The sequence below is a fragment of the Pseudomonas sp. GW822-FHT05A08 genome (assembly GCF_058800485.1).
This window is the reverse complement of sequence record NZ_CM179511.1, coordinates 5,289,909-5,315,842: the sequence shown is the minus strand read 5'-3', so window position 1 is coordinate 5,315,842 and position 25,934 is coordinate 5,289,909. Positions and strand designations below refer to the sequence as shown.

Here is a 25,934-nt window from a genome sequence, read left to right as displayed (position 1 = left end):
ACGCGGTTTTGTTTTCGGCCTCACGGCAGAGAAAGCCGCATCCAGATCAGGATTGTTCTGCATATGTCGACGTCGGCCCGCCTTGCATTGATCGTTCTCGCCGCGCTGCTCAGCGCGTGCGCCAGTCGTACCCCGCCACCCGCGCCCGTGGTACGTGCTCCCGTATTCAACACTCCCCAGACCTTCTCGCCGGCTGCCGAAGACGTGCTGTTTCGTGCGTTGGGCCTGGTGGGCACACCTTATCGCTGGGGCGGCAACACACCGGACTCCGGTTTCGATTGCAGTGGTCTGATCGGCTACGTCTATCGCGACGCAGCCGGTATCTCGCTGCCGCGCTCGACCCGCGAAATGATCGGCATGCGGGCACCGAATGTCGGTAAGAATGCCTTGCAGACCGGCGACCTGATATTTTTTGCCACCAATGGCGGTTCCCAGGTCAGCCATGCGGGCATCTATGTCGGCGAAGGTCGCTTCGTCCATGCGCCGGCCACCGGCGGCACGGTGAAGCTGGACAGTCTGTCCAAGGCCTATTGGCAAAAAGCCTACCTGAGCGCCAAGCGCGTGCTGCAGCCAGAGCATCTGGCGCACAACCCCTAGTCCTGTCTCTGCGTCGAGGTTGCCATGACCGCTCGTACCCTCAACCTCGACGACGCCCTCTATCACTACCTGCTCGACGTTTCCCTGCGCGAAACGCCGCTGTTGCGCCGTCTGCGTGACGAAACCCAGGCGCTGCCCATGGCGCGCTGGCAGGTGGCGCCCGAGCAGGGTCAGTTCCTGGCGTTGCTGATCAAGCTGATCGGTGCCCGGCGTGTGCTGGAGGTGGGGACCTTCACCGGCTACAGCGCCTTGTCCATGGCCGCGGCCTTGCCGGAGGATGGTCAACTGATCTGTTGTGACATCCCGGGTGACTACAACGCCACCGCGCGCCGCTATTGGCAGGAAGCAGGTGTCGCCGGACGGATCGAGTTGCGCCTGGCACCGGCCTTGGAGACCTTGGCCAGGATCGAGCAGGAGGAGGGTGAGGGTGGTTTCGATCTGGTCTTCATCGACGCCGACAAGGCCAATTACCCGGCTTACCTGGAAAGTGCCCTGCGCCTGCTACGCGTTGGCGGGCTGGCGGTGTTCGATAACACGCTGTGGAGCGGTCGGGTGCTGGAGGAAAATCCCCAGAGTGAAGACACCCGGGCCATCCAGGCACTCAATCGCGCCTTGAAGGATGACCCGCGTGTCGACCTGTCGCTGCTGCCCCTGGGGGACGGCTTGACCCTGTGCCGCAAGCGCTGAACCTATTGCGCCTTGGCTGCTGACACGCGCCAGACCTTGTTGCCGACATCATCGGCTACCAGCAGATCCCCTTGCTTGTCGATCACTACGCCGACCGGGCGGCCCATGGCTTTCTCGTCGGCGTTGAGGAAGCCGGTCAGCACGTCCACCGGTTGGCCTACCGGCTTGCCATTGGCGAAGGGTACGAAGATCACTTTGTAGCCGCTGTGGGGCTTGCGGTTCCACGAGCCATGCTGGCCGATGAACACGCCTTGGGTGAACGGCGCCGGCAGCTTGCTGCCTTCGGCGAATGCCAGGCCGAGGGAGGCGGTATGCGGGCCGACGGCATAATCCGGGGCGATGGCCTTGGCCACCAGGTCCGGGTTCTGCGGAGTGACTCGCACGTCCACATGCTGGCCGTAATAGCTGAATGGCCAGCCATAGAAGGCGCCGTCCTTGACCGAGGTGATGTAGTCCGGCACCAGGTCGCTGCCGATCTCGTCGCGCTCGTTGACCGCGGTCCACAACTGGCCGCTTTGCGGCTCCCAGGCCATGCCGTTGGGGTTGCGCAGGCCTGAGGCAAAAATCCGTTGCTTGCCGCTGGCGCGATCGACTTCCCAGATGGCGGCGCGACCTTCCTCCTGATCCATGCCGTTTTCGCCGACGTTGCTGTTGGAACCGACCGTGACATACAGCTTGCTGCCGTCTTTGCTGGCAATCACATTTTTGGTCCAGTGGTGGTTCAGCTTGCCGCCAGGCAGGTCCACCACCTTGGTCGGCTGGGCGCTGATCTTGGTGTCGCCGTCCTTGTAGGGGAAGCGCAGCAGGCGATCGGTGTCGGCGACGTACAGATCATTGCCCACCAGGGCCATGCCGAACGGCGAGTTGAGGTTTTCCAGGAATGCCGTGCGGGTTTCCGCCACGCCATCGTGATCCTTGTCCCGCAGCAGGGTAATGCGGTTCGGGCTGGGCACGCCGGCCCCGGCGCGGCTCATGATCTTGCTGGCGATCCAGCCACGAATACCTTTGCTGTCATCGGGGGAGGGCGGGGCGTTGGTCTCCGCCACCAGTACGTCGCCGTTGGGCAGCACGTACAACCAGCGCGGATGGTCCAGGCCTTCGGCGAATGCGGCGACCTGGGTGCCGGCGGCGGCCACCGGTTTGGCGCCTTGCGGCCAGCCGATTGCGGGCGCGATGTTCACGGTCGGGAACAGGGTCTTGTTCGGTTCGGGCAGTTTCGGCGAGGGGCCGGTGCCGTCGGAGACCTGGAGGGTGGAGGTCTCGCCACAGGCGGCGAGGCCTGCGGCGACGGCGGCAAGGATTGCGTATCGAAGCTTGAGCATGCTGATTTCCCTATGAGTGCACGAAGTCGGTGTAGTCATAGAGAAGCACAGATGGACGATGGTTCCACCTGCTCAGCGTGCTTCCTTGAACAGCACGGCAACGCCGGGGTGATAGTTGCCGGCTTCGTTGCGCAATTTGCGGTACGCATAGGGGAAGTACCAGGCCACGGCGCAGCAGTGTTCCTTTTGCAGGTCGTCGACCATGTCCTGCAATTCTTCCGGAGTGGCACTGTGCTGGGTTTTCTGTGGCGTGACGAACAGGCAGCCGAGTTTCAGGTCGCTGGGGTAGCTGGCTTTTTTCGCGTCGCTGGCGGCATCCAGCAACGGTTGGGTCAGGTGCAGGCTGTTGACCCGGGGCCAACGCTGGGTGGTCTGGATATAGACGCGTTCCTCCTGCGTGGCGATGTACAGGTCGGTGCGGCCGCTGCGGTCGCCGTCCTCGAGCTGTTTTTTGCTCGGTGCGTGTTCCAGGGTGACCATCTCCGCCATCCAGGCTGCCGCCGAGAGCATTCCCAGGTTGGCTTTTTCGTCGAACCAGTACGGGCTTTCGTTATCGCCGCGCACGGTGTTGTAGCGGTCGATGCAATCGAACCAGCGTTCCAGGGCAGGGCGCAGGAATTCCAGTTTCGGATTGCTGATGATCATGCCTTGCATCGGACTTTTCCTATTATTGTTCAGATATTGGAGTTTTTTAACGAGATTATGGCTATTTGATATCACTGCACTGAGTGTGGCACAAGATTGGCGTCATTTTTCCGATATGCAGCATTCGCCGATCTGCGGGGCTTTAATTGACGCTCCACCCCCAACCCTCTAACCTTCGCGACTTGTTTCAGGTGCTCTGTGGCCTTGGGTCGACAGAGTGAAACAGGGAAGCCGGTGAGTACGCGTGCCGAAGGCGCACGCACGACGATTCCGGCGCTGCCCCCGCAACGGTAAGTGAGTCAAGACTGCGCCTGATGCCACTGTGTCGACTGTCGACATGGGAAGGCGCGCAGTTGGGCATCCCAGCCACTCACAAGCCCGGAGACCGGCCTGATCCATCCAGCGGCATCACGGTGGGCGATGCCAGGCTTGCGCCGTCTATTCCTATTCCTGCCCCCCGTTATCCAGCCCCAACGGAGAGCTGCCCCATGACTGAATCCCCCGATCGTGACGAACGCCATCTGGCGCGCATGTTGCGCAAAAAAGCCGTGATCGATGAACGCATCGCCAACTCGCCGAACGAGTGCGGTTTGCTGCTGGTGCTGACCGGCAACGGCAAAGGCAAAAGCAGCTCGGCCTTCGGCATGCTCGCGCGGGCCATGGGCCACGGCATGCAATGCGGCGTGGTGCAGTTCATCAAGGGCCGCAACAGCACTGGCGAGGAATTGTTCTTCCGGCGCTTCCCGGAGCAGGTGCGTTTCCATGTCATGGGCGAAGGCTTCACCTGGGAAACCCAGGACCGCCAGCGCGACATTGCCGCGGCCGAAGCGGCCTGGGCGGTTTCCCGCGAACTGCTGAGCGATCCGACGATCGGCCTGGTGCTGCTCGATGAACTGAACATCGCCCTCAAGCACGGCTATCTGGACCTGGATCAGGTGCTCAGCGACCTGCAGGCGCGACCGCCGATGCAGCATGTGGTGGTCACCGGACGTGGCGCCAAGCCAGAGATGATCGAGCTGGCCGACACCGTCACCGAAATGGGCATGGTCAAGCATGCCTTCCAGGCCGGGATCAAAGCGCAAAAAGGCGTCGAACTGTGAGTGATGCCCGTCATTGCCCGGCGGTATTGATTGCCGCGCCGGCTTCCGGTCAGGGCAAGACCACCGTGACCGCCGCGCTCGCCCGCCTGCATCGCAATCAGGGGCGCAAGGTGCGCGTGTTCAAGTGCGGCCCGGACTTTCTCGACCCGATGATCCTCGAGCGCGCCAGCGGTGCGCCGGTGTATCAACTGGACATGTGGATGGTCGGCGAGCAGGAAAGCCGCCGCCTGTTATGGGAGGCCGCCGGCGAGGCGGACCTGATCCTGATCGAAGGCGTGATGGGGCTGTTCGACGGCACGCCGTCCAGCGCCGACCTGGCGCGGCATTTCGGGGTGCCAGTGCTCGCGGTGATTGATGGCACCGCCATGGCCCAGACCTTCGGCGCCCTGGCGCTGGGGCTGGCGCGTTATCAGCCGGACTTGCCGTTCGCCGGCGTGCTGGCCAACCGCGTCGGCACCCTGCGGCATGCGCAGTTGCTCGAAGGCAGCCTGACCGAGGGCTTGCGCTGGTACGGCGCGCTGTCCCGGGAGACCGGCATCGAACTGCCCAGCCGCCATCTGGGGTTGGTGCAGGCCAGCGAACTCAACGATCTGGATCTGCGTCTCGACGCCGCCGCGGCCGCCTTGGCTGACAGCTGCGAAGTGGCCTTGCCGCCCGCCGTGGCATTCGCCGCTCCCCAGGTGGTTGCCGTTGAGCCGTTGTTGGCCGGCGTGCGCATTGCCGTGGCCCGCGACGAAGCCTTTGCCTTTACCTATGGCGCGAGCCTGGATCTGCTGCGGGCCATGGGCGCCGAGCTGGTCTTTTTCTCGCCGATCCATGACGCGGTACTGCCTGAGGCAGACAGCCTGTACCTGCCGGGCGGTTACCCGGAACTGCATCACCGGGCGCTGGCGGCGAACGGCTCGATGCTCAGCGCGATCCGCGCGCATCACGCCGCAGGCAAACCCTTGCTCGCCGAGTGTGGCGGCATGTTGTATCTGCTGGATTCCCTGACCGACGTCGACGGCGAGCGCGCCGAACTGCTGGGCCTGTTGCCCGGCGATGCGGTGATGCAAAAGCGCCTGGCGGCCCTGGCCTTGCAGGCGGTGGAGTTGCCGGAAGGTTCGTTGCGCGGGCATACCTATCATCATTCGTTGACCAGCACCGAGCTTGCGCCGATCGCTCGCGGCCTGAGCCCGAATGGCGGGCGCGGCGCGGAAGCGGTTTACCGCGAAGGGCGGATGACCGCCTCTTATGTGCATTTCTATTTTCCGTCCAACCCCGAAGCGGTGGCGTCCCTGCTGGCGCCGGCAGGAGCGAGCGTGCTCGCGCGGCGCCCATGAGCGACAACGCCTTTTCCGCGGCCGAGCGCGACGCGGTCTATCGCGCGATCGCCGAGCGTCGTGACATGCGTCACTTCGTCGGTGGCACGGTCGAGCCGCAGGTCTTGCGTCGCCTGCTGGAGGCGGCGCACCAGGCGCCCAGCGTCGGCCTGATGCAGCCCTGGCGGTTCATCCGTATCAGTGACCGGTCGTTGCGCGGGCAAATCCAGCAACTGGTGGAAGAGGAGCGGGTACGCACCGCCGAGGCCCTGGGCGAGCGTTCCGATGAGTTCATGAAGCTCAAGGTCGAAGGCATCAACGACTGCGCCGAGGTCCTGGTGGCGGCGCTGATGGACGACCGTGAGCGGCATATTTTCGGCCGCCGCACCCTGCCGGAAATGGACTTGGCCTCGCTCTCCTGCGCGATTCAGAACCTGTGGCTGGCGGCCCGGGCCGAAGGGCTGGGCATGGGCTGGGTGTCGCTGTTCGAGCCCGCTGGCTTGGCCCAGTTGCTGGGCCTGCCGGCCGGGGCCAAGCCGCTGGCGGTGCTGTGCCTGGGCCCGGTCGGCGAGTTTTACCCGGCGCCGATGCTGGTGCTCGAGGGCTGGGCGCGGGAGCGTCCGCTGAGTGAGTTGCTGTATGAAAATTATTGGGGAGTGAGTCAATGAGTGTGGCGTTGCTGAGTGTCGCCGGGGTGGCGCTGGATGCGTTGCTGGGCGAACCCAAGCGCTGGCATCCGCTGGTGGCGTTCGGTCGTTTTGCCGATCGCATCGAGCAACGCTTCAACTCCGGTGGCCGCGGCTGGCGCAGTCATGGCGTCACCGCCTGGGTCATCGCGGTGCTGCCGCTGACCCTGCTGGCAACCCTGTTTTCCTGGCTGCCCTACATCGGCTGGTTGTTCGAGATCCTGGCGCTGTATTGCGCCCTCGGCCTGCGCAGCCTCGGCGAGCATGTCGAGCCGGTGGCCCAGGCCTTGCGCAGCGACGACCTGGACCAGGCGCGGCAGCGGGTCGGCTATCTGGTGAGCCGGCAGACCAGCGAGCTGGATGCCACCGAAGTCGCCCGCGCAGCTACCGAGTCGGTGCTGGAAAACGGCAGCGACGCGGTGTTCGCCGCCTTGTTCTGGTTTGCCGTGGCCGGCGCGCCGGGCGTGGTGCTCTATCGCCTGAGCAATACCCTGGATGCGATGTGGGGCTATCGTAATGAACGTTTCGAGCGTTTCGGCTGGGCGGCGGCGAAGATCGACGACCTGCTCAACTACATTCCAGCCCGCCTGGTAGCCCTGACTTATGCGTTGCTGGGCAAGACCCGCCTGGCGCTGAAATGCTGGCGCCGCCAGGGGCCGACCTGGGACAGCCCGAATGCCGGGCCGGTGATGGCGGCCGGGGCCGGTGCCCTGGGCGTCGAGCTGGGCGGCGCGGCGATCTATCACGGCGAACTGCACCAGCGCCCGCAATTGGGCGAAGGCGTGGCGGCCGATGCCTCGTCCATCGATCGCGGCTGGCAACTGGTGCAGCGCGGGGTCTGGTTATGGCTGCTGATTCTCTGCGTGGGAGCTGAGTTCTATGCTTGAGCACGGTGGTCGCCTGCGCAAGGCGGCCGAGCAATACGGCATCGCCGAGGCCGACTGGCTGGACCTGTCCAGCGGCCTGGCACCCTGGCCGTGGCCGATTCCCGAGATCGGGATGCGGGCTTGGGCGCGCCTGCCGGAAACCGACGATGGCCTGGAGCAGGCCGCCCGCGACTACTACGGCGCGGCCCATGTGTTGCCGGTGCCCGGTTCCCAGGCGGCGATCCAGCTGCTCCCGCGTTTGCGCCGCGCCGGCAAGGTTGGCGTGCTGTCGCCCTGTTATGCCGAACACGCCGAAGCCTGGCGCCGCAGCGGCTACATCGTGCGGGAAGTGCTGGAGCAGGAAGTGGACTTTTTCCTCGACAGCCTGGACGTGCTGGTGGTGGTCAACCCGAACAACCCCACGGGCCTGAGCCTGACTCCGGAGCGTCTGCTGGACTGGCACGCGCGCCTGGCGCAGCGCGGTGGCTGGCTGGTGGTCGACGAAGCCTTCATGGACAACACTCCCCAGCTGAGCCTGGCGGCCCAGGCCGATCAGGTGGGGTTGATCGTCCTGCGTTCCTTCGGCAAGTTTTTCGGCCTGGCCGGGGTGCGCCTGGGCTTCGTGCTGGCCGAGCGCAAGCTGCTCAAGCTGCTGGCCGAGCAGGTCGGCCCCTGGGCCGTCAGTGGGCCGACCCGGGTGCTGGGCCAGGTGTGCCTGCGTGACAGCCAAGGCCATGAGCGGCAACGAGTGCGCAGCGAAGCGGCGAGCCTGCGCCTGGCGCAACTGCTCGAGCGCCACGGCCTGAAACCCCAGGGTGGCTGTGCGCTGTTCCAGTGGCTGATCACCGATCGCGCCGAGCTGTTGCATGAGTTCATGGCGCGCCGGGGCATCCTGCTGCGGCTGTTCACCCACAACAGCAGCCTGCGCTTCGGCCTGCCGGCCGACGAAGCCGACTGGTCGCGTCTCGAACAGGCCTTCGTCGCCTACGCCAAGGAACATCCATGACCACCCTGATGGTGCAGGGCACCACTTCCGACGCCGGTAAAAGCACCCTGGTGACGGCGCTCTGCCGCTGGCTGACGCGCCAGGGCGTCAGCGTCGTGCCCTTCAAACCGCAGAACATGGCCCTCAACAGCGCGGTGACCGCCGACGGTGGCGAGATCGGCCGGGCCCAGGCAGTACAGGCCCAGGCCGCGCACCTGGAGCCGCACACTGACATGAACCCGGTGCTGCTCAAGCCCAACAGTGACACCGGGGCCCAGGTGATCATTCACGGTCGCGCGGTGACCACCATGAATGCCGTGGCCTATCACGACTACAAGGCTATCGCCATGCAGGCGGTGCTGGCCTCTCATCAACGCCTGAGCGCGGCCTATCCGGTGGTGATGGTGGAAGGCGCGGGCTCGCCGGCGGAGATTAATCTGCGGGCCGGCGACATCGCCAATATGGGCTTTGCCGAAGCGGTGGACTGCCCGGTGGTGCTGATCGCCGACATCAACCGTGGCGGGGTTTTCGCCCATCTGGTGGGCACCCTGGAGCTGTTGTCGCTAAGCGAGCAGGCGCGGGTCAAGGGTTTCATCATCAACCGTTTTCGCGGCGATATCGCCCTGTTGCAACCGGGCCTCGACTGGCTCGAAGCGCGTACCGGCAAGCCGGTGATCGGCGTGTTGCCCTATGTGCTGGACCTGCATCTGGAAGCCGAGGACGGCATTGACCAGCGTCAGGCCGACAAGGCCGAGCAGGTGCTGAAAGTACTGGTGCCGGTATTGCCGCGCATCAGCAATCACACCGACTTCGATCCGCTGCGACTGCACCCTCAGGTGGACCTGCAATTCATCGGTCCCGGCCAGGCGATTGCGCCGGCCGACCTGATCATCCTGCCCGGCTCGAAAAGCGTGCGCAGCGACCTGGCGTACCTGCGCGCCCAGGGCTGGGACACGGCCATCGCCCGGCACCTGCGCTACGGCGGCAAGCTGCTGGGCATCTGCGGCGGTTTGCAGATGCTCGGCGAGCAGCTGCACGACCCTTTGGGGTTGGAAGGCGCGCCAGGCTCCAGCGCGGGGTTGGGGCTGCTGGCGTTCGAAACGGTGCTGGAACAAGAGAAGCAGCTGCGCAATGTGCGTGGACGTCTGGCGCTGGAGGAGGCCGAGGTCAGCGGTTATGAGATCCATGCCGGCGTCACGACGGGGCCAGCGCTGGAACTGGCCGCCGTGACCCTGGACGACGGTCGCTGCGACGGCGCGCGCAGCGACGACGGGCAGATTCTCGGCACCTACCTGCACGGTCTGTTCGAGGCGCCGGCGGCCTGCAGTGCGTTGCTGCGCTGGGCGGGTTTGCGCGAGGTGCAGGCGGTCGACTACCACGCCTTGCGCGAGCGCGATATCGAGCGCCTGGCCGATCTGGTGGAGCGGCACCTGGACACCGAGCACCTGCGCCAGCTTTGCGGGCTTTAGAGCGTCGGCGCCGGCATTGCCGCGCCGCTGTGGCTGTACCTCAATTCAAGGGTTTCCAAGCATGTTGCAACTGATCCTCGGCGGTGCCCGTTCCGGCAAGAGTCGCCTGGCGGAAAAGCTCGCCGGCAAGAGCGGCCTGGCCGTGACCTATATCGCCACCAGCCAGGCGCTGGACGGCGAAATGAGTCAGCGCATCGCGCATCACCGCGAACGGCGTCCGGCCCAATGGGCATTGATCGAGGAGCCGTTGGAATTGGCGCGGGTGCTGCGCGAAAGCGCGAGCGCCGAGCGCTGCCTGCTGGTGGATTGCCTGACCTTGTGGCTGACCAACCTGTTGCTGCTGGAGGATGCCCAGCGGCTCGCCAGTGAGCGCGAAGCGCTGCTGGAGTGCCTGGCGTCGCTGCCGGGCGAAATCATTTTTGTCAGCAACGAGACCGGAATGGGTGTCGTGCCGCTGGGCGAATTGACTCGCCGTTATGTCGATGAAGCCGGTTGGCTGCATCAAGCCCTGGCCGAGCGTTGTCAGCGGGTAGTGCTGACGGTGGCCGGCCTGCCCCTGACTCTGAAAGGAGCTGCGTTATGAATGACTTCTGGTGGCTGCGGCCGTGCAAGGCGCTCGACACTCAAGCCCTGGAGGCGGCGCAGTCGCGCCAGCAGCAATTGACCAAGCCCGCGGGTTCGCTGGGGCAGCTGGAGCGGGTCGCGGTACAGCTGGCCAGCTTGCAGGGGCGGGTCAAGCCTGGCCTGGAGCAGCTGTGGATTGCGATTTTCGCCGGCGACCACGGGGTGGTGGCCGAGGGCGTTTCGGCTTATCCGCAGGCAGTCACCGGGCAGATGCTGCACAACTTCGTCAGCGGCGGCGCTGCCATCAGCGTGTTGGCGCGGCAGCTGCGGGCACGCCTGGAAGTGGTCGATCTCGGCACGGTGACGCCCGGCTTGAACCTGCCCGGCGTGCGGCATTTGAACCTGGGGGCGGGCACCCGGAACTTCGTCGAGGGGCCGGCCATGACCCAGGCCCAGGGCGAGCAGGCTCTGCAGGCCGGACGTGACAGTGTGCTGCGGGCCGTCGAGCAGGGCAGCGAACTGTTTATCGGCGGCGAGATGGGTATCGGCAACACCACCGCGGCCAGCGCCGTGGCCTGCGCCTTGCTGGATATTCCGGTGGCGCACCTCGCGGGGCCGGGCACCGGCCTGGATGCGGCGGGTGTCAGCCACAAGGCGCAGGTGATCGAGCGGGCCTTGAGCCGGCATGCCGCCCAGCGTGGCGATGCCTTGCAGACTTTGTTCAACCTTGGCGGTTTCGAGATCGCCGCGCTCGTTGGGGCCTACCTGGCCTGTGCCCAGGAAGGCGTCGCGGTGCTGGTCGATGGTTTCATTTGCAGCGTGGCGGCGCTGGTGGCGGTGCGGCTGAACCCCGAGTGCCGCCCGTGGCTGCTGTTCGGCCACCGTGGGGCCGAGCCGGGGCATCGGCATATCCTGCAAACCCTCGAGGCCGAGCCTTTGCTGGACCTCGGCCTGCGCCTGGGTGAGGGCAGTGGCGCGGCGCTGGCGGTGCCGTTGCTGCGCCTGGCCTGCGACCTGCACGGGCAGATGGCGACTTTTGCCGAAGCGGCCGTGGCGGATCGTCCGGCATGACCTTGCGCCTGGACCTGCTGCGCCACGGCGAAACCGAGCTCGGTGGTGGCCTGCGCGGCAGCCTCGACGATGCCCTGACCGATGCCGGATGGCAGCAGATGCGTGCTGCTGTCGCAGGCCGGGGGCCCTGGGATCGGCTGGTGAGTTCGCCCTTGCAACGCTGCGCGCGTTTTGCCGAGGAACAGGGGGCGCGCCTGGCGCTGCCGGTGACCCTGGACCCGGATCTGCAGGAGCTGCATTTCGGTGCCTGGGAAGGGCAGAGCGCGGCGGCGCTGATGGCGACCGACGCCGAGGCGCTGGGGCGGTTCTGGGCCGATCCCTATGCCTTTACCCCGCCGCAGGGCGAGCCGGTGCTGGCGTTTTCCGCGCGGGTGCTGGGGGCGGTCGAACGTCTGCATCAGCGTTATGCCGGCGAGCGGGTGCTGCTGGTCAGTCATGGCGGGGTGATGCGCTTGTTGCTGGCCCGGGCCCGAGGTTTGCCGCGCGAGCAGTTACTGAATGTCGAGGTTGCTCACGGTGCCTTGTTCGCCCTGACTGTCGAGGCTGGCCTGGTATTGAGCGAAGGAGTCTGAGCGTGCTGCCATTCTGGATCGCCCTGCAATTTCTCAGCAGTTTTCCGGTGCGTTTGCCGGGCATGCCGTCGCCCGAGGAAATGGGCCGGTCGTTGTTGTTCTACCCGTTGATCGGCCTGCTGTTCGGGCTGCTGCTCTGGGGGCTGAACCAGTTGTTGATGGGCGCGCCGCCGTTGCTGCATGGGGCGTTGTTGCTGACGGTCTGGGTGCTGCTCAGCGGTGCCTTGCATCTGGATGGGCTGGCCGACAGCGCGGATGCCTGGCTGGGCGGCTTCGGCGATCGCGAGCGCACGCTGACGATCATGAAGGACCCGCGCAGCGGGCCGATTGCCGTGGTCACCCTGGGGCTGGTGTTGCTGCTCAAGTTCGCCGCGCTGGTGGCGCTGATCGAGCAGCAGGCCGGCGTTGCCTTGCTGCTGGCGCCGCTGATCGGTCGCGGCGCCTTGCTGGGATTGTTCCTCTGCACGCCTTATGTGCGCCCTGGAGGCCTTGGGCAGGCGTTGGCGAATCATCTGCCACATCTGGCCGGCAAGTGGGTGCTGGCGCTTGCTGTGTTGGTGTGCGTAGTGCTCGGTGGCTATAGCGTGGTGTTGGCGTTGCTGCTGGCGGGCCTGGTGTTTGCCGGTTTGCGTCAGCTGATGCTGCGCCGTCTGGGCGGCACCACCGGGGACACGGCGGGCGCTCTGCTGGAATTGTTGGAAGTGGCGGTCCTGGTGGGGTTGGCGCTGTTCTAGAAAGGCGGAGCGCGGGTTTTATTCGCGCCCTGAACTATGCAAATTTCTTGCATTCCCTTAATCGCGGGTATATACACGCAACATGCTTCCTTCTCAATGTCTGTGCACCAACCTGCGGCGCGCCGCCCGTGGCGTCAGCAGGTTCTACGACGGCGCTCTCGACGGCTTCGGGATCAACGTTGCCCAGTATTCCTTGCTGAGCAACCTGCAGCGCCTGGACCAACCGAGCATTTCCAGCCTGGCCGAGGCCATGGGCCTTGACCGCAGTACCCTGGGCCGTAACCTGCGGGTGCTGGAAGGCGAGGGCCTGGTCCGGCTGTCCGAAGGCGAGGATCAACGCAATCGCATCGTCCAGCTGACTGATGAGGGTCAGCAGCGACTGCTGGCGGCCTTGCCGGCCTGGGAAGCGGCGCAACAGCGCTTGATCGATCGTCTGGGTGCAGAAAAACGCGAAACCTTGCTGGCCTTGCTGAACGAACTGGCGTGAAGGCCTTTCGTTCGATGATAAGCGGGTATATACCCGTAAATGGAGAATAAAATGACTTCGATGTGGCGTACCAGCGGTTGGGTTCTTCTCGGGAGTGCGCTGATCCTGGCCTTGTCCCTGGGGGTAAGACATGGCTTCGGGCTGTTTCTGCCGCCCATGAGCGCGGAATTCGGCTGGGGGCGCGAGGTGTTTGCCTTTGCCATTGCCCTGCAGAACCTCATCTGGGGCCTGGCCCAGCCCTTCACTGGAGCCCTGGCCGACCGCTTCGGTGCGGCCAAGGTGGTGCTGGTCGGCGGCGTGTTGTACGCCGTGGGTCTGTTGTTCATGGGGTTGGCCGATTCGCCACTGTCACTGTCGCTGAGTGCCGGGTTGCTGATCGGTATCGGGCTTTCGGGGACCTCGTTTTCAGTGATTCTCGGCGTGGTGGGGCGCGCGCTGCCGGCGGAGAAACGCAGCATGGGCATGGGGGTCGCCAGTGCGGCCGGTTCGTTTGGTCAGTTCGCCATGCTGCCGGGCACCCTGGGTTTGATCGGCTGGCTCGGCTGGTCCTCGGCACTGTTGGTGCTGGGGTTGCTGGTGGCATTGATCGTGCCGCTGGTGAGCATGCTCAAGGACAAGCCGCTGCCCAGCCTGGGCCATGAGCAGAGCCTCTCTGAGGCGTTGCGTGAGGCCTGTTCCCATTCCGGGTTCTGGCTGCTGGCGTTCGGCTTTTTCGTCTGCGGTTTCCAGGTGGTATTCATCGGCGTGCATTTGCCGGCCTACCTGGTGGACCAGCACTTGCCGGCCACGGTGGGCACCACGGTGTTGGCGCTGATCGGCCTGTTCAATATCTTCGGTACCTATACCGCCGGCTGGCTGGGTGGGCGCATGTCCAAACCGCGCTTGCTGACCGGTTTGTACCTGTTACGCGCGGTGGTCATCGGCCTGTTTCTCTGGCTGCCGGTGACGCAACTCAGCGCGTATCTGTTCGGCATGGCCATGGGCTTCCTGTGGCTGTCGACGGTGCCGCTGACCAATGGCACGGTGGCCACCTTGTTCGGGGTGCGCAACCTGTCCATGCTGGGCGGCATCGTGTTTCTGTTTCACCAGTTGGGCTCGTTCCTCGGCGGCTGGCTCGGCGGGGTGGTCTACGATCGAACCGGGAGTTATGACTTGATCTGGCAGGTGGCGATTCTCCTCAGTTTGCTGGCCGCGGCCCTGAACTGGCCGGTGCGCGAGCGTCCGGTTGCCCGTCTGCAGGCGAGCGCGGCATGAGCCGGACAGGCTTGCGCTGGGTCAGTCTGGTGGCTGTTGTCGCGCTGTTGGCGGTGGCCTGGTGGGGCTGGCACCAGGGTGGGCTGGCGCTGATGCAGTTGGGCATGGGCGTCTGCCAGGAAGCGCTTGCTAGGGCGTCCGCCGGGCGAGTAGTTTGACCCTTTGACGGTACTTTCAAGGAGTTGAATATGTTGGCGCGCTGGCTTGCTGTTCCAGCTGTACTCATGGTGTTTGCCGGTTCGACCTGGGCGGGCGAATGCCCGTCGCTGTTGCAGGGCTCGCTGCCCAAGCTGCGCGCCAAGGAGTCCATCGACCTGTGCCAACGCTTTGCCGGCAAGCCGCTGGTGGTGGTCAATACCGCGAGCTTTTGCGGCTTCGCCCCGCAGTTCAAGGGGCTCGAGGCGTTGTACCAGCGTTACAAGGATCAGGGGCTGGAGCTGGTAGGCGTGCCGTCCAATGACTTCAAGCAGGAGTCCAAGGATGGCGCGGAGACGGCCAAGGTCTGTTATGCGAACTACGGCGTCACCTTCACCATGACCGAGCCGCAGCAGGTCCGAGGCCCGGACGCGGTGCACCTGTTCAAGGTTCTGGCCGAGCAGAGCAGTGCGCCGAAGTGGAATTTCTACAAGTATGTGGTCGATCGCCAGGGCAAGGTGATCGCCAATTTCTCCAGCCAAGCCGGACAGTCCTGAGCTGATCGAGGCCGTGGAACAGGCGCTGGCGTCCAAGCCTTGAGATTTATCCACGGCCAATAAAAAAGCCCCGGCATCCTTGGATGCGGGGGCTTTTTCGTTCAGGCCGTCAGGCTTTAGAAGCGGTAGGTTGCACCCACGCCGAAGCCGTTTGCGCTGTTCTCGTACTCGGCGCTGTAAGACTGGCCGAGCGTATTGTGGTTGTTGACCTTGACCTTCTCTTCCTTGAGGTAGGAGTAAGCCACGTCGATGGTCAGGTCTTCAGTTGGGCTCCAGCCGGCGCCGAGGCTGAAGATGGTCCGGTCGCCGGTAGGGATGCGTGGCGAGCGGTTGGTGTTGTTGGCCGGCGACTGGTCGAAGCTCAGGCCGGTACGCAATACCCACTGCTTGTTCAACTGGTAGGAAGTACCGATGGCATAGGCCCAGGTGTCGTGCCAGTTCTGTTCTTCCTTGATGGAGCTGAGGGCGCCCGGGGCCAGAAGACCACCGGCGCCGGCGGTTACGCCTTCGTTTTGTACGGTGATGTCTTTCAGGCGGCTCCAGCGGGTCCAGGTCGCACCGGCGTAGAGTTTCCAGGCATCGTTGAGGTCCTGGGTCACCGACAGGTCGGCCGACTCAGGGGTGGTGATGTCCAGCGAGGCGTCGTAGCGAGCACCGCGCAGCAGGGCGCCCGGAGTACCGGCGCCTGGGCTGACTTCGGTGTGGCCTTCCAGCTTGTACTTGACCTTCGAGTGATAAGTCAGGCCCACGCGAGTGGTGTCGGTCGCCTGGACCAGCACACCGATGTTGTAGCCGTAGCCGATATCGTCACCCTTGATCTGGACATTGCCATCGTTAGGCGACAGTGGCGTGGTCAGCGCGGATTCCAGGGTGCCGGAGATGCGGTTGATGGTCGGGCCGAAACCGATCGACACCTTGTCGTTGAAGGCATAGCTGACGGTTGGCTGGAAGGTGACGACTTTAACTTCGCTTTTGCTGCCGAAGTTACGGCCCTGGAAGCCGCTTTCATAGTCGGTGATCAGGCCGAACGGGGCGTAGACACCCAGGCCGAAGGCCCACTGGTCATCGATAGGCTTGACGTAGTAGGCCATTGGGACGGCGGTGAACGGCACCATATCGCCTTTGTTGGTCCCTCTCTGGCTACCGCTGGCGTCGTTGATATCGGTGGACGCGTCGATGGCCGCGAGGCCGCCAGTGACTTGCTGGCGTTTCAGGCGCGACATACCGGCAGGGTTACCAAAAACTGTGCTTGCATCGTCGGCAGCAGAGGATCGACCGGCGAAACCAGTACCCATGCCGCTGATGCTTTGTTCGTTCAGGGCAAAGCCGCTTGCGAAAAGTTGGGTGGATGCCATGGCAACGGCAAGGCTAAGACTGGTTTTGAGTATTACTTTTTTCATTATTAGAACTCCTGGTGATCACCGGAGCGAAAATTACCAACATTTCCTCCTCAACGCTATAGGCTGTATGGCTTGAGATAGAGCGGTTTTGTAGGACAATCCGACCAAAATTGCGGTTGTTTGCGCGATCTTGCAAAAAGTCCGGTCAGCAGGCGACCTGATTCAGTGGCGCAACACAGGTCTGCCAGGCATCGGCGAAGTCCCGCAGACGTCCTTGTGGCTGGAAGATCTGCTTCCAGATACGAGCCATGCCGACCAGGTCATTGGCTTCGGGGAGCGGGGTGTTCTGCTCTTCTACCAGCAGCCAGGCGATGGCGGTGGCGTAACGCAGGTTGACGGTCAGTTCCAGATGCGGCCCGCTGAGGAATGCATGCTGGCTGGCCAGGCCGCGAACCAGGCTGGCGCGTTCCGGGTCCAGGGCCAGGTAGTGGTCCCAGAGTGCCTGGTGGCGGGGTTCGGCGATGCGGTAGAGGCCGTGGCCTCTGCGGTCGTGCAGGGCGGAGCCGAGGGCGGATTGACTGGCGGCGATGCCTAGCAGCAATGATTCTGCGGTGCGACTGTGATTGCCCAGATAGATCAGGGTCGGGCGGATCACGTAGCGGCACAGTTCGCTGGCGGCAATACCCATAAAGCCCTCGAAGCGTGAAGTGGCCGGCGAGGCCTGATGGGGGAGCTTGGCAGCGATGGATCGGTCAGGCTCGCCGGAAGCGGATCATGCCGCTTGAGTTGAAGTGTAGTGTCATATCGTTGCTGTAAAGGCCTGTTTTTAAAATATTTCCGGCTTCCTGTTATAACCGTTATACCGGATGGTGCTTTAGCCGAAGGCGGGAAAATCGAAATAACAGGTAATAAAAAGCCCCGCTATTCAGGCGGGGCTTCGGGTTTTCAGCGCTCTGGCGTCTCAGGCGGTCAGGGCCTGACGGGTGCGCTCGATCACCGCTTGCAGCGGCTCGGCGCTGGAATACTGATCGGGGTACAGGCGTTCGCTGTGACGAGCGATACCGTGTTCGTTGACCAGGGTGAAGCTGAAGCAGCCTTTGCGAGCGGCCATGATCAGGCAGTTCATTGGAGCAAAAGCATTGGTAAGGGTGCGAATGGCATCCTGAGTCTGGATTTGAGTAGACATAGTTATTGGGTGTTCCTACAAATGACACGGTTAAGAACCGTGCAACGTTAAAACGTTCCAGTAACGCCGACCACCATTGGTCGAACGAAGAACCCGACTGGAACAAAGCAGCCAGTTGGAAGCGCTTTATCAAGTGCGCGCTAGGGCTGGCAGGTAGGTACTTAGGAGGGCAGGCAATCACAGCAGGGGTTAAGGTTCTGGGCCCCAGGTGAAGATCCTGATCAATTTGCAGGTTGGTTCGGTCAGAGTAAAAAGGGTTTCGCGACATCCTTTGCAATGTGTTCAAAGGCAGTGTCGGCGAAAGCTTTACCTGGAAACCAGCGAGGTGGTCGATCCCGTGTAGTCGGTAGAAACTTCTCTTCAGGGAAGCTGAACCGGGGGACTTGTTCGACCAGAATTGACTTTCAGCTTGGTACTAACGCTGTGGATGATAACGGATTGATGTAGCTGGTGCAAGTGTGTTAGGCAAAATGGTTATGAGCGTCACAGGGGCGAGGTCGTGAACGAGGCAGGCCGGCCTTTCCACCGTAGTTGAGCAGAAAGTTGTTACTGGAGCTTTGGTCTTCGCTGCCGTTCTCCCGTGAACGGGCGAAAAAGGTGCACCGATATAACCGGATCAAGGGTACTTGTGCACAATAGTTGCGCGGACTGTCACCGGCCTGTCACCTCACCTGTCGGGCCCTCCAATGCCTGCGATGAAAATTTAAGTCAATGAAAAACATCGGTTTTTTTTACTGGTGAAAAAATCGTCAGTTTGACTGCGGGCCCCGTCCCATGCGGCTTTCGGAGACTTGTAGGGCGGTTGTCCACTGAGTTATCCACAGCTTCTGTGGATTGTCCCAAGCGCTTGCTCTAGCACGGGCGTGCCGAGTTTTTTCGACTTTACGCGTGTGAAAAAAGGAGTAGAGTGGCGCGCCTTCCGATCTGCCCTACAGTGCTTTATGAAGTTTCGCTCAGTGTCACCTTCTGTTACCTCTGCCTCTTCCAGTGTTACCGAGCCCAAGCGTTTTTCGTTACGTGTGGCCATGTGGCTGCTCGACAGCCCGCGCCTGGGTGATAACCGGAACGTCAAGCACTTTGCCGGGCGTTTGCTCAAGCAACCTGCCCGGGAAGGGGTAGTGGCGGCGCAGAGCCGTCTCGGCCAACTGATGTGCCGCGAATGCGGCAACGCCCGCGATCGGCGGATCGGTCATGACCTGCTGCGCCAGGCGGCACGGGCTGGCGATCGCCGCGCCCAGCTGGAGCTTGGCCAGATCGAAGACTGAGCTGTCCAAGCCTCGGTCCCTTGGTTAACCTTCAAGCTTTATTTCACTGTCTGGAGTGGCTATGGCTATGGACTTGACCAGCGTACTGCTCGGTCTGGCAGGCGCGGCATTGCCCTTGGTGGCGCTTGCCTGGCAACTGCAACGCCGTCTGAGCTCCCGCCAAACCGAACTGTCCCTGCTGGAGGAACGCCTGGCCACGGCGTTGCTGGCGCAGGATGGCTTGAACGCCCAACTGGATGCCTGTCGCGACGAGATCAGCGACCTGGGCCAGGCCAATGCCGTGAAGCAGGCCGATCTGGCGGCGGTGCGCCGGGAAGTCGAGTTGTTGCAGATCGAACGCGACAACGCCCGTGATGCCGCCCACGCCTGGAACCTTGAACGGGCTAGCAAGGAAGCCGAGCTGCGGCGCCTGGATGCCCAGGCCGCGTCATTGAATGCCGAGTTGCGCGAGCAGCAGGAAAGCCACCAGCAACGCCTGAGCGACCTGCAAGGCTCGCGGGACGAGCTGCGGGCGCAGTTCGCCGAGCTGGCGGGCAAGATCTTCGACGAGCGTGAGCAGCGTTTTGCCGAGAACAGCCAGCAGCGTCTCGGACAATTGCTCGACCCGCTCAAGGAGCGCATCCAGTCCTTCGAGAAGCGGGTCGAAGAGAGTTATCAGGCCGAAGCGCGCGAGCGTTTTTCCCTCGGCAAGGAGCTCGAGCGCCTGCAACAGCTGAACCTGCGCTTGAGCGACGAGGCGACCAACCTGACCCGTGCGCTCAAGGGCCAGAAAACCCAGGGCAACTGGGGCGAGCTGATTCTCGAGCGGGTACTGGAGCATGCCGGCCTGGAGAAGGGTCGTGAGTACCAGACCCAGGTCAGCCTCAAAGGGCCCGACGGCGAGCGTTTCCAGCCCGACGTGCTGATCATGCTGCCCGGTGACAAGCAGGTGGTGGTGGACTCCAAGGTCAGCCTGACCGCCTACCAGCAGTTTGTCGCGGCGGACGATGAAGTGATCGGCCAGGCGGCGCTGAAGCAGCACGTACTGTCCTTGCGCAATCACGTCAAAGGCCTGGCCGGTAAGGATTACAAGCGTCTGGAAGGCTTGCACAGCCTGGATTTCGTGTTGCTCTTCGTACCCATCGAGGCGGCTTTTTCCGCCGCCTTGCAAGCCGAGCCCAACCTGTTCCAGGAAGCCTTCGACCGCAATATCGTGATCGTCAGCCCGACCACCTTGCTGGCTACCCTGCGAGTGATCGACAGCCTGTGGAAGCAGGAGCGGCAGAGCCAGAACGCCCGGGAAATCGCCGAGCGCGCCGGTTGGCTGTACGACAAGTTCGTGTTGTTCATTCAGGATCTGGATGAAGTCGGCAATCGTCTGCAGCAACTGGACAAGGCCTACAGCGCCGCGCGCAACAAGCTGACCGAGGGGCGTGGCAACCTGGTCAGCCGCAGCGAGCAACTGCGGTTGCTCGGGGCGCGTGCCAGCAAGAGCCTGCCGGCGGACCTGCTGGAGCGGGCGATGACCGATGCCGACGGCGCGTTGCTCGAACTGCCGGATTGACCCGGGGGCGGAAGGTCAGAGCGGCAGATGCCGGCTCAGCAGCGCCCGCAACGCCGCGGGCTTCACCGGCTTGGCCAGGTAGTCCAGCCCAGCGGCGTGCACCTCGGCGACCATCTCGGGGCGCCCGTCGGCGCTGATCACCACGCCTGGCACCGGGTCACCCAACTGGGTACGCAGCCAGGCCATGACCTCGGTGCCGGTTTCGCCATCGTCCAAGTGATAGTCCACCAATGCCAGTTGCGGGCGCACGCCATCATTGAGCAGCGCCGCGCATTCTTCGCGGTTACGCGCGGTCCAGACCTGGCAGCCCCAGCGGCTGAGCAGGCTGTTCATGCCGATCAGGATGCTGTCTTCGTTGTCGACACACAGTACCTGGGCGCCGGACAGCAGATGGCCGTTGAGTTCGGCCACCTGCCTCGGTGCACTGACGGCCGCCTTGGCCAAAGGCACGCTGACACTGAAGACGCTGCCCTTACCCGGCCAGGAGCGTACTTGCAGGCCGTGACCGAGCACGCGACACAGCCCGTCGGCGATCGCCAACCCGAGGCCCAGGCCTTTTTCGGCGCGGGTCTGGTGGCTGTCGAGGCGTTTGAATTCTTCGAAGATCACTTGCTGCTTATCCAGTGGAATCCCCGGTCCACGGTCCCAGACTTCCAGGCACAGCTGGTTGCCGCGGCGGCGCACGCCCAGCAGCACAGGCCCCTTGGCGTAACGGAAGGCATTGGTCAGGAAATTCTGCAGAACCCGGCGCAGTAGCTTGATGTCGCTGTCGACCCTGAGACGGCTGCCGCGCAGGCGGAATTGCAGGCCTTGCTCCTGGGCCAGCACCTTGAATTCGGCCCCCAGGGTATCGAACAGTTCGTTGAGCACGAACGGCTTGCGCTCCGGATTGATCTTGCCGTTTTCCAGGCGGGAGATGTCCAGCAGGTCGCTGATCAGGTCTTCGGCGGAGCGCAGGGAGCTGTCCAGGTGCTGGACCAATTGCTGGGCTTCGGCGGACAAACCGTCGTCCTGGTGGGAGAGGGCGGCGGAGAACAGCCGGGCGGCATTCAGCGGTTGCATCAGGTCGTGACTGACCGCCGCCAGGAAACGAGTCTTGGACTGGTTGGCGGCCTCGGCGGTGCCCTTGGCCTCGGTCAGCGCGGCGTTCAGTTGCGACAGTTCTTGGGTTCGCTCGGCGACCCGTTGTTCCAAGCCTTCGTTGGCTTCGGTGAGGGCCTGTTCGGCCTCGCGGAACGGGGTGATGTCGGTGAAGCTCATGACAAAGCCGCCGCCGGGCATCGGGTTGCCGATCAACTCGATCACCCGGCCATTGGGGAACAGCCGTTCGGAGGTGTGGGCGCGGCCCTGACGCATCCAGTGCAGGCGGCGGGCGACATGCACTTCGGCCTCGCCCGGCCCGCACAGGCCTCGTTCGGCGTTGTGGCGGATGATGTCGGCGATCGGCCGGCCGACGCTGATCAGCCCATCCGGGTAGTTGAAGAGTTCCAGGTAGCGACGGTTCCAGGCCACCAGCCTGAGGGACTGGTCGACCACGCTGATGCCCTGGCTGATGTTCTCGATCGCGCCTTGCAGCAAGGCCCGGTTGAATTGCAGCACTTCCGAGGCTTCGTCGGCGATGCGCACCACGTCTTCGAGCTGCATCTCCCGCCCTTCGATGGCGGCCTTGACCACCGCGCGGGTGGACGATGCACCGAGCACGCCGGCCAGCAGGCGTTCGGTGTGGGCGATCCATTCGCCGTCGGCGTTCTGGTTGGGGTTGAAGCCTTTGCCCTGGCGGTAGGCAAAGCGGATGAAGCTCTGGCGGGCCCGTTCTTCCCCGACAAAACGCGCGGCGAGCTTGAGCAGGTCGTCGATCTGCACCGAGAGCATCGAGCGGGCGCTGGGGCGACCGCTGATTTCCTGGCCGATGAAGCGCCCGGCCTGCCAGTGCTCCGAAACCCGGGTACGCGACAGTACCGAGACCCAGGCGAACAGGGTGAAATTGCCGGCCAGCGACAGCACCACACCTTGGGTCAAGGGGGTGATCGGCAGGTTCAGCGGGTTGCCGTGCAGCCAGGCCAGGCCCGGGAAGCTGCTCAGCGACCAGCCCAGGCTGTGGGCGGCGATCGGCAGGACCAGGGTGTAGAACCACAGGAAAGTGCCGGCCGCCAATCCGGCGAACACGCCGCGGCGGTTGGCCTGCTTCCAGTACAGCGCGCCGAGCATGGCCGGGGCCAGTTGGGTCACCGCGGCAAAGGCGATCTGGCCGATGGTCGCCAGGCTCGCGGTGGAGCCCAGCAGGCGGTAGCTGACATAAGCCAGCAGCAGGATGACCACGATGCTGACCCGGCGCACCGAGAGCATCCAGTGGCGGAACACTTCGAAGGGCCGTTCGGCACTCTGCCGACGCAGCAGCCAGGGCAGCAACATGTCGTTGGAGACCATGGTCGACAGGGCCACGCTGGCGACGATCACCATGCCGGTGGCGGCCGACGCGCCGCCGATGAAGGCCAGCACGGCCAGGGCCGGATGGGCCTGGGCCAGGGGCAGGCTGATGACGAACGAATCCGGCAGCACCGAGCTGGGCAGCAGCATCTGCCCGGCCAGGGCGATTGGCACCACGAACAGCGCGGCCAGGGCCAGGTAGGCGGGAAACACCCACTTGGCCAGGCGCAGGTCCTGGGGTTCGATGTTCTCCACCACGGTGACGTGGAACTGCCGCGGCAGGCAGATGATCGCCATCATGGCGACGCCGGTCTGCACTACCATCGACGGCCAGTTGATGGTTTCTTCCCAGTACTGCTCCAGGCGCGGGGCGAGCATGGCCTGGCTGAACAGGTCGTCGAAACCGTCGTACAGGCCATAGGTGACAAAGGCGCCGACCGCGAGAAAGGCCAGCAGCTTGACCAGGGATTCGAAGGCAATCGCCAGCACCATGCCTCGGTGGTGCTCGGTGGCGTCGAGGTTGCGGGTACCGAAGACGATGGTGAACAGCGCCAGAATCAGCGACACGATCAGCGCCGTGTCCTGGGCGCGGGTGCCCATGGTATCGGCACCCGCGCCGATCAGCAGGTCCACGCCAAGCACGATGCCCTTGAGCTGCAGGGCAATATAAGGAAGCACGCCGACCAGGCAGATCAGCGCCACCACCACCGCCAGGGTCTGGGACTTGCCGTAGCGCGCGGCGATGAAGTCGGCGATGGAGGTGATGTTTTCCTGCTTGCTGATCATCACCATCTTTTGCAGGACCCAGGGCGCGAGTACCAGCAGCAGGATCGGCCCCAGGTAGATTGGCAAGAACGACCAGAGTTGCTCGGCGGCCTGGCCGACGGCGCCGAAGAAGGTCCAGCTGGTGCAATACACCGCCAGCGACAGGCTGTACACCCAGGCACGCACCCGCGGCGGCAAGGGCGCGCTGCGACGGTCACCGTAAAAGGCGATGGCGAACATGATGGCCATATAGGCCAGGGCGACGATGGCGATCAGCCCGCTGGACAGCGACATGGAAACTCCGAACATAAAGGCGCGCCGGGCGCTTCAACCCGGTCAGACAGTCTCGCACGATGTTCGGGGTTCGTCAGTGTCGACCAAGGTATTGGCGCGGCCAGGTGTCGCAGGGGGAAGAGGGCTGCCTGTCAGGTTTTATCGCGGAAGGCACGCGCCTATGGAAGGTGGCTCGGAACCGGTCGGCGCGAGAGCGGCCTCAAGGCTGCAGCGCGATGTCGATCAGTTCATGCAGTTCCTGCACTTCAAGCGGTTGCGCGGCGAACAGGATGCGGAACACCGTTGGCGCCACCAGCATGTTCAACAGCCGGTCGATGCTGGGCAGGGCCGCCTCGTTGTGCCGGTGACGGTCGAGGATGATCTGCAATTGCCCGCTGAGAATGCTCACGCAATAGCCGGGTGTGCTGCTGCATTGCACGTCGCGCATCATGTTGCGCCCGGGTTCGGAGCTCATTTCGTCGAGGTACTGTTCGGCCCAGGCCCGCAGGTCGCCGCGCAGGCTGCCGGTGGCGGCCGGTTCGCTGTCCGGGCGCATGCGTTCCAGGGCGACATCCGCCAGCAGTGCCGACAGGTCGCCCCAGCGCCGGTAGATGGTCGAGGGCGTAACGCCGGCGCGGGTAGCGATTTGCGGCACGGTCAGGGTCGAGCGCTCCTGTTCTTCGAGGAGTTCCCTGACTGCCGAGTGGATGGATTCCTGCACCCGGGCACTGCGCCCGCCCGGGCGTAAACCTTCTTTAATAGCCATGGATCGAACCTTAACACAAAGAATTTGCTTTAAGAGCGAGGCGGTAGCACACTCCGCAAAAGCAAAAAATTAGCTTTAATGGAGCGTGCCCATGTCCAGTAGTGTCGACTCTTCACGGTCAAACCGTTCCAGACTGTTGTTTCTGGCGATCACCTTACTCAGTTTTCTCGCCGCTTCCAGTGTGCCGACGCCGATGTATCACCTGTATCAGGAGGCGCTGCAATTCTCGTCGGCGACCTTGACCCTGATCTTCGGCGTCTACGCCTTGAGCCTGCTGGCGGCGCTGCTGACCGTCGGCTCGCTTTCGGATTATCTGGGACGCAAGCCGGTGATCTTCGTGGCGTTGCTGCTGGACATACTGGCGATGCTGCTGTTCATCCAGGCCGACAGCGTGGCCTGGCTGATTGCTGCCCGGGTGATGCAGGGCTTCGCCACCGGCATGGCCACCAGTGTGCTGGGGGCGGCGCTGCTGGATACCGACCGCCAGCAGGGGCCGTTGGTCAACAGCGTGGCGCCCTTGCTGGGCATGGCGTGCGGGGCGATGGGCAGCGGCTTGCTGGTGGAATATGCGCCGTTGCCGCTGCAACTGGCCTACTGGTTGCTGCTGGTGCTGTTTGTCGCCCAGGCGCTGTACGTCTGGCGCCTGCCGGAGACGGTCACTGCCCAGGCCGGTGTCTGGGCTTCCCTGCGGCCCTCGCTGCATGTACCGCCCCAGGCGCGGCGGGCGCTGTGGTTGGCGTTACCGGTGGATGTGGCGGTGTGGGCCGTGGGCGGGTTCTTTCTGTCATTGGCGCCATCGCTGGTGCGCACCGCGACAGGCTCTACCTCGAACCTGATCGGCGGCGGCCTGGTGGCGGTGCTGACCCTGAGCGGTGCCCTGATGATTGTTTCCCTGCGTCATCGTCCGGCCGACAAGGTTCTGCGGTTGGGCGCGAGCCTGTTGGCCGTCGGCATCAGCCTGATCCTCATCGCCGTGCACACCGCCAGCCTGCCGCTGTTCTTCCTCGGCACCCTGGTCACGGGCGGAGGTTTTGGCTCCGGGTTCCTCGGTGCTCTGCGCAGTGTGATGCCGCTGGCCTTGCCCCATGAGCGGGCGGGGTTGATGTCGGCGTTTTATGTCCTGAGTTATCTGGCGTTTTGTCTGCCGTCCCTGCTGGCGGGAAACCTGACGCGCAGTTTCGGCCTGATCGCTACCACCGACGGTTATGGCGCAGTGTTGATCCTGTTGTCCCTGGGCGCTTTGCTGGGGTTGCTGCGTCAGCGAACCGCCAAGGCCTGCGTCGCGCAAGAGAGTTGAGCGCGGCGCGGATGCCGGTGGTTGAAACGCAGGCAGTGTC

General features: G+C 63.9%; 25 protein-coding genes, 1 pseudogene and 1 riboswitch. Of the genes and pseudogenes, 19 read left to right on the top strand and 7 right to left on the bottom strand.

The window, feature by feature from the left end:
- Positions 1–63 precede the first annotated feature (63 nt).
- A complete protein-coding gene (locus AC3RCP_RS23750) occupies positions 64–597 on the top strand; it encodes a C40 family peptidase (protein WP_007927778.1) in 534 nt (177 codons plus the stop codon).
- A gap of 24 nt (positions 598–621) precedes the next feature.
- Entirely contained in the window at positions 622–1,284 is a 663-nt protein-coding gene (locus tag AC3RCP_RS23745) for a class I SAM-dependent methyltransferase (RefSeq protein WP_007927780.1), read from the top strand.
- Positions 1,285–1,286: 2 nt separating this feature from the next.
- Here the strand turns inward: AC3RCP_RS23745 and AC3RCP_RS23740 are convergent, their stop codons facing one another.
- Both AC3RCP_RS23740 and AC3RCP_RS23735 read right to left on the bottom strand, forming a co-directional pair.
- On the bottom strand, positions 1,287–2,606 hold the full coding sequence (locus AC3RCP_RS23740) for a PQQ-dependent sugar dehydrogenase (protein ID WP_492570852.1): 1,320 nt from the start codon (positions 2,604–2,606) through the stop codon (positions 1,287–1,289).
- Between the two features lie 72 nt (positions 2,607–2,678).
- Positions 2,679–3,260 (bottom strand): hypothetical protein, encoded by a 582-nt coding sequence (locus AC3RCP_RS23735; protein ID WP_007927784.1) that lies wholly within the window; start codon positions 3,258–3,260, stop codon positions 2,679–2,681.
- 163 nt (positions 3,261–3,423) lie between these two features.
- A riboswitch (cobalamin riboswitch) is annotated at positions 3,424–3,659 on the top strand.
- Positions 3,660–3,739: 80 nt separating this feature from the next.
- On the opposite strand from AC3RCP_RS23735, the gene cobO reads away from it, so the two are divergent.
- The 14 genes and pseudogenes from cobO (at position 3,740) to AC3RCP_RS23665 (ending at position 15,075) form a co-directional block, all read left to right on the top strand.
- A complete protein-coding gene (cobO, locus tag AC3RCP_RS23730; RefSeq protein WP_053262256.1) occupies positions 3,740–4,351 on the top strand; it encodes a cob(I)yrinic acid a,c-diamide adenosyltransferase in 612 nt (203 codons plus the stop codon).
- Positions 4,348–5,673 (top strand): cobyrinic acid a,c-diamide synthase CobB, encoded by a 1,326-nt coding sequence (locus AC3RCP_RS23725; RefSeq protein WP_492570853.1) that lies wholly within the window; start codon positions 4,348–4,350, stop codon positions 5,671–5,673. Before cobO ends, AC3RCP_RS23725 begins: the two co-directional genes overlap by 4 nt.
- Complete coding sequence (bluB, locus tag AC3RCP_RS23720; protein WP_087092431.1) at positions 5,670–6,320, top strand: 5,6-dimethylbenzimidazole synthase; 651 nt, start codon at positions 5,670–5,672, stop codon at positions 6,318–6,320. The genes AC3RCP_RS23725 and bluB overlap by 4 nt, the downstream gene beginning before the upstream one ends.
- Positions 6,317–7,225 carry an adenosylcobinamide-phosphate synthase CbiB gene (cbiB, locus tag AC3RCP_RS23715; protein WP_007927792.1) on the top strand — a complete coding sequence of 303 codons (909 nt, stop codon included), beginning with the start codon at positions 6,317–6,319 and terminating at the stop codon, positions 7,223–7,225. The genes bluB and cbiB overlap by 4 nt, the downstream gene beginning before the upstream one ends.
- On the top strand, positions 7,218–8,210 hold the full coding sequence (cobD, locus tag AC3RCP_RS23710; RefSeq protein ID WP_007927793.1) for a threonine-phosphate decarboxylase CobD: 993 nt from the start codon (positions 7,218–7,220) through the stop codon (positions 8,208–8,210). The genes cbiB and cobD overlap by 8 nt, the downstream gene beginning before the upstream one ends.
- The gene (locus AC3RCP_RS23705; protein WP_101338791.1) at positions 8,207–9,658 is read left to right on the top strand and encodes a cobyric acid synthase; all 1,452 of its coding nucleotides are present in this window, start codon (positions 8,207–8,209) and stop codon (positions 9,656–9,658) included. The genes cobD and AC3RCP_RS23705 overlap by 4 nt, the downstream gene beginning before the upstream one ends.
- Positions 9,659–9,719: 61 nt before the next feature.
- Positions 9,720–10,241 (top strand): bifunctional adenosylcobinamide kinase/adenosylcobinamide-phosphate guanylyltransferase, encoded by a 522-nt coding sequence (gene cobU, locus AC3RCP_RS23700; protein ID WP_101338790.1) that lies wholly within the window; start codon positions 9,720–9,722, stop codon positions 10,239–10,241.
- Positions 10,238–11,293, top strand: a complete 1,056-nt coding sequence (cobT, locus tag AC3RCP_RS23695) for a nicotinate-nucleotide--dimethylbenzimidazole phosphoribosyltransferase (protein WP_492570854.1) — start codon at positions 10,238–10,240, stop codon at positions 11,291–11,293. Before cobU ends, cobT begins: the two co-directional genes overlap by 4 nt.
- Entirely contained in the window at positions 11,290–11,865 is a 576-nt protein-coding gene (gene cobC, locus AC3RCP_RS23690; protein ID WP_007927801.1) for an alpha-ribazole phosphatase family protein, read from the top strand. The genes cobT and cobC overlap by 4 nt, the downstream gene beginning before the upstream one ends.
- 2 nt (positions 11,866–11,867) lie before the next feature.
- Positions 11,868–12,599 carry an adenosylcobinamide-GDP ribazoletransferase gene (locus AC3RCP_RS23685; RefSeq protein ID WP_492570855.1) on the top strand — a complete coding sequence of 244 codons (732 nt, stop codon included), beginning with the start codon at positions 11,868–11,870 and terminating at the stop codon, positions 12,597–12,599.
- An 82-nt stretch (positions 12,600–12,681) separates the two neighbouring features.
- On the top strand, positions 12,682–13,086 hold the full coding sequence (locus tag AC3RCP_RS23680) for a MarR family winged helix-turn-helix transcriptional regulator (RefSeq protein ID WP_007927803.1): 405 nt from the start codon (positions 12,682–12,684) through the stop codon (positions 13,084–13,086).
- A gap of 51 nt (positions 13,087–13,137) precedes the next feature.
- The gene (locus AC3RCP_RS23675) at positions 13,138–14,340 is read left to right on the top strand and encodes an MFS transporter (protein WP_101338787.1); all 1,203 of its coding nucleotides are present in this window, start codon (positions 13,138–13,140) and stop codon (positions 14,338–14,340) included.
- Complete coding sequence (locus AC3RCP_RS23670) at positions 14,337–14,498, top strand: hypothetical protein (protein WP_007927805.1); 162 nt, start codon at positions 14,337–14,339, stop codon at positions 14,496–14,498. The genes AC3RCP_RS23675 and AC3RCP_RS23670 overlap by 4 nt, the downstream gene beginning before the upstream one ends.
- Before the next feature lie 30 nt (positions 14,499–14,528).
- Positions 14,529–15,075, top strand: a pseudogene (locus AC3RCP_RS23665) (glutathione peroxidase).
- A gap of 73 nt (positions 15,076–15,148) precedes the next feature.
- On the opposite strand, the gene AC3RCP_RS23660 reads toward AC3RCP_RS23665, so the two are convergent.
- From AC3RCP_RS23660 to AC3RCP_RS23650, 3 genes are all read right to left on the bottom strand, one after another.
- The gene (locus tag AC3RCP_RS23660) at positions 15,149–16,432 is read right to left on the bottom strand and encodes an OmpP1/FadL family transporter (protein ID WP_492570857.1); all 1,284 of its coding nucleotides are present in this window, start codon (positions 16,430–16,432) and stop codon (positions 15,149–15,151) included.
- Positions 16,433–16,577: 145 nt separating this feature from the next.
- Positions 16,578–17,060 (bottom strand): hypothetical protein, encoded by a 483-nt coding sequence (locus AC3RCP_RS23655; RefSeq protein ID WP_492570858.1) that lies wholly within the window; start codon positions 17,058–17,060, stop codon positions 16,578–16,580.
- Positions 17,061–17,333: 273 nt separating this feature from the next.
- Positions 17,334–17,558 carry a hypothetical protein gene (locus AC3RCP_RS23650; protein WP_007927809.1) on the bottom strand — a complete coding sequence of 75 codons (225 nt, stop codon included), beginning with the start codon at positions 17,556–17,558 and terminating at the stop codon, positions 17,334–17,336.
- 941 nt (positions 17,559–18,499) lie between these two features.
- Between AC3RCP_RS23650 and AC3RCP_RS23645 the strand changes: the two genes are divergently transcribed.
- Positions 18,500–18,823: an SEL1-like repeat protein gene (locus AC3RCP_RS23645; RefSeq protein ID WP_009045091.1), complete on the top strand. Its 324-nt coding sequence runs from the start codon at positions 18,500–18,502 to the stop codon at positions 18,821–18,823.
- 175 nt (positions 18,824–18,998) lie between these two features.
- On the top strand, positions 18,999–20,366 hold the full coding sequence (locus AC3RCP_RS23640; protein ID WP_178081116.1) for a DNA recombination protein RmuC: 1,368 nt from the start codon (positions 18,999–19,001) through the stop codon (positions 20,364–20,366).
- Between the two features lie 15 nt (positions 20,367–20,381).
- Here AC3RCP_RS23640 and AC3RCP_RS23635 read toward each other — a convergent pair whose 3' ends face one another.
- Entirely contained in the window at positions 20,382–23,852 is a 3,471-nt protein-coding gene (locus AC3RCP_RS23635; protein WP_492570859.1) for a hybrid sensor histidine kinase/response regulator, read from the bottom strand.
- Between the two features lie 199 nt (positions 23,853–24,051).
- A complete protein-coding gene (locus AC3RCP_RS23630; RefSeq protein WP_492570860.1) occupies positions 24,052–24,597 on the bottom strand; it encodes a TetR/AcrR family transcriptional regulator in 546 nt (181 codons plus the stop codon).
- Positions 24,598–24,688: 91 nt separating this feature from the next.
- Here AC3RCP_RS23630 and AC3RCP_RS23625 point away from each other — a divergent pair, with 91 nt between their 5' ends.
- Positions 24,689–25,894: an MFS transporter gene (locus AC3RCP_RS23625; protein ID WP_009045087.1), complete on the top strand. Its 1,206-nt coding sequence runs from the start codon at positions 24,689–24,691 to the stop codon at positions 25,892–25,894.
- Positions 25,895–25,934 lie beyond the last annotated feature (40 nt).

Bases quoted from the DNA above. Each gene is read 5' to 3' on its own strand.
- AC3RCP_RS23740 (WP_492570852.1), bottom strand. From the start codon at position 2,606: ATGCTCAAGCTTCGATACGCAATCCTTGCCGCCGTCGCCGCAGGCCTC.
- AC3RCP_RS23675 (WP_101338787.1), top strand. From the start codon at position 13,138: ATGACTTCGATGTGGCGTACCAGCGGTTGGGTTCTTCTCGGGAGTGCG.
- cbiB (WP_007927792.1), top strand. From the start codon at position 6,317: ATGAGTGTGGCGTTGCTGAGTGTCGCCGGGGTGGCGCTGGATGCGTTG.
- AC3RCP_RS23630 (WP_492570860.1), bottom strand. From the start codon at position 24,597: ATGGCTATTAAAGAAGGTTTACGCCCGGGCGGGCGCAGTGCCCGGGTG.
- bluB (WP_087092431.1), top strand. From the start codon at position 5,670: ATGAGCGACAACGCCTTTTCCGCGGCCGAGCGCGACGCGGTCTATCGC.
- AC3RCP_RS23660 (WP_492570857.1), bottom strand. From the start codon at position 16,432: ATGAAAAAAGTAATACTCAAAACCAGTCTTAGCCTTGCCGTTGCCATG.
- cobO (WP_053262256.1), top strand. From the start codon at position 3,740: ATGACTGAATCCCCCGATCGTGACGAACGCCATCTGGCGCGCATGTTG.
- AC3RCP_RS23745 (WP_007927780.1), top strand. From the start codon at position 622: ATGACCGCTCGTACCCTCAACCTCGACGACGCCCTCTATCACTACCTG.
- AC3RCP_RS23735 (WP_007927784.1), bottom strand. From the start codon at position 3,260: ATGCAAGGCATGATCATCAGCAATCCGAAACTGGAATTCCTGCGCCCT.
- AC3RCP_RS23625 (WP_009045087.1), top strand. From the start codon at position 24,689: ATGTCCAGTAGTGTCGACTCTTCACGGTCAAACCGTTCCAGACTGTTG.
- cobT (WP_492570854.1), top strand. From the start codon at position 10,238: ATGAATGACTTCTGGTGGCTGCGGCCGTGCAAGGCGCTCGACACTCAA.
- cobC (WP_007927801.1), top strand. From the start codon at position 11,290: ATGACCTTGCGCCTGGACCTGCTGCGCCACGGCGAAACCGAGCTCGGT.
- cobD (WP_007927793.1), top strand. From the start codon at position 7,218: ATGCTTGAGCACGGTGGTCGCCTGCGCAAGGCGGCCGAGCAATACGGC.
- AC3RCP_RS23750 (WP_007927778.1), top strand. From the start codon at position 64: ATGTCGACGTCGGCCCGCCTTGCATTGATCGTTCTCGCCGCGCTGCTC.
- AC3RCP_RS23655 (WP_492570858.1), bottom strand. From the start codon at position 17,060: ATGGGTATTGCCGCCAGCGAACTGTGCCGCTACGTGATCCGCCCGACC.
- AC3RCP_RS23670 (WP_007927805.1), top strand. From the start codon at position 14,337: ATGAGCCGGACAGGCTTGCGCTGGGTCAGTCTGGTGGCTGTTGTCGCG.
- AC3RCP_RS23705 (WP_101338791.1), top strand. From the start codon at position 8,207: ATGACCACCCTGATGGTGCAGGGCACCACTTCCGACGCCGGTAAAAGC.
- AC3RCP_RS23680 (WP_007927803.1), top strand. From the start codon at position 12,682: ATGCTTCCTTCTCAATGTCTGTGCACCAACCTGCGGCGCGCCGCCCGT.
- AC3RCP_RS23635 (WP_492570859.1), bottom strand. From the start codon at position 23,852: ATGTCGCTGTCCAGCGGGCTGATCGCCATCGTCGCCCTGGCCTATATG.
- AC3RCP_RS23650 (WP_007927809.1), bottom strand. From the start codon at position 17,558: ATGTCTACTCAAATCCAGACTCAGGATGCCATTCGCACCCTTACCAAT.
- AC3RCP_RS23645 (WP_009045091.1), top strand. From the start codon at position 18,500: ATGAAGTTTCGCTCAGTGTCACCTTCTGTTACCTCTGCCTCTTCCAGT.
- cobU (WP_101338790.1), top strand. From the start codon at position 9,720: ATGTTGCAACTGATCCTCGGCGGTGCCCGTTCCGGCAAGAGTCGCCTG.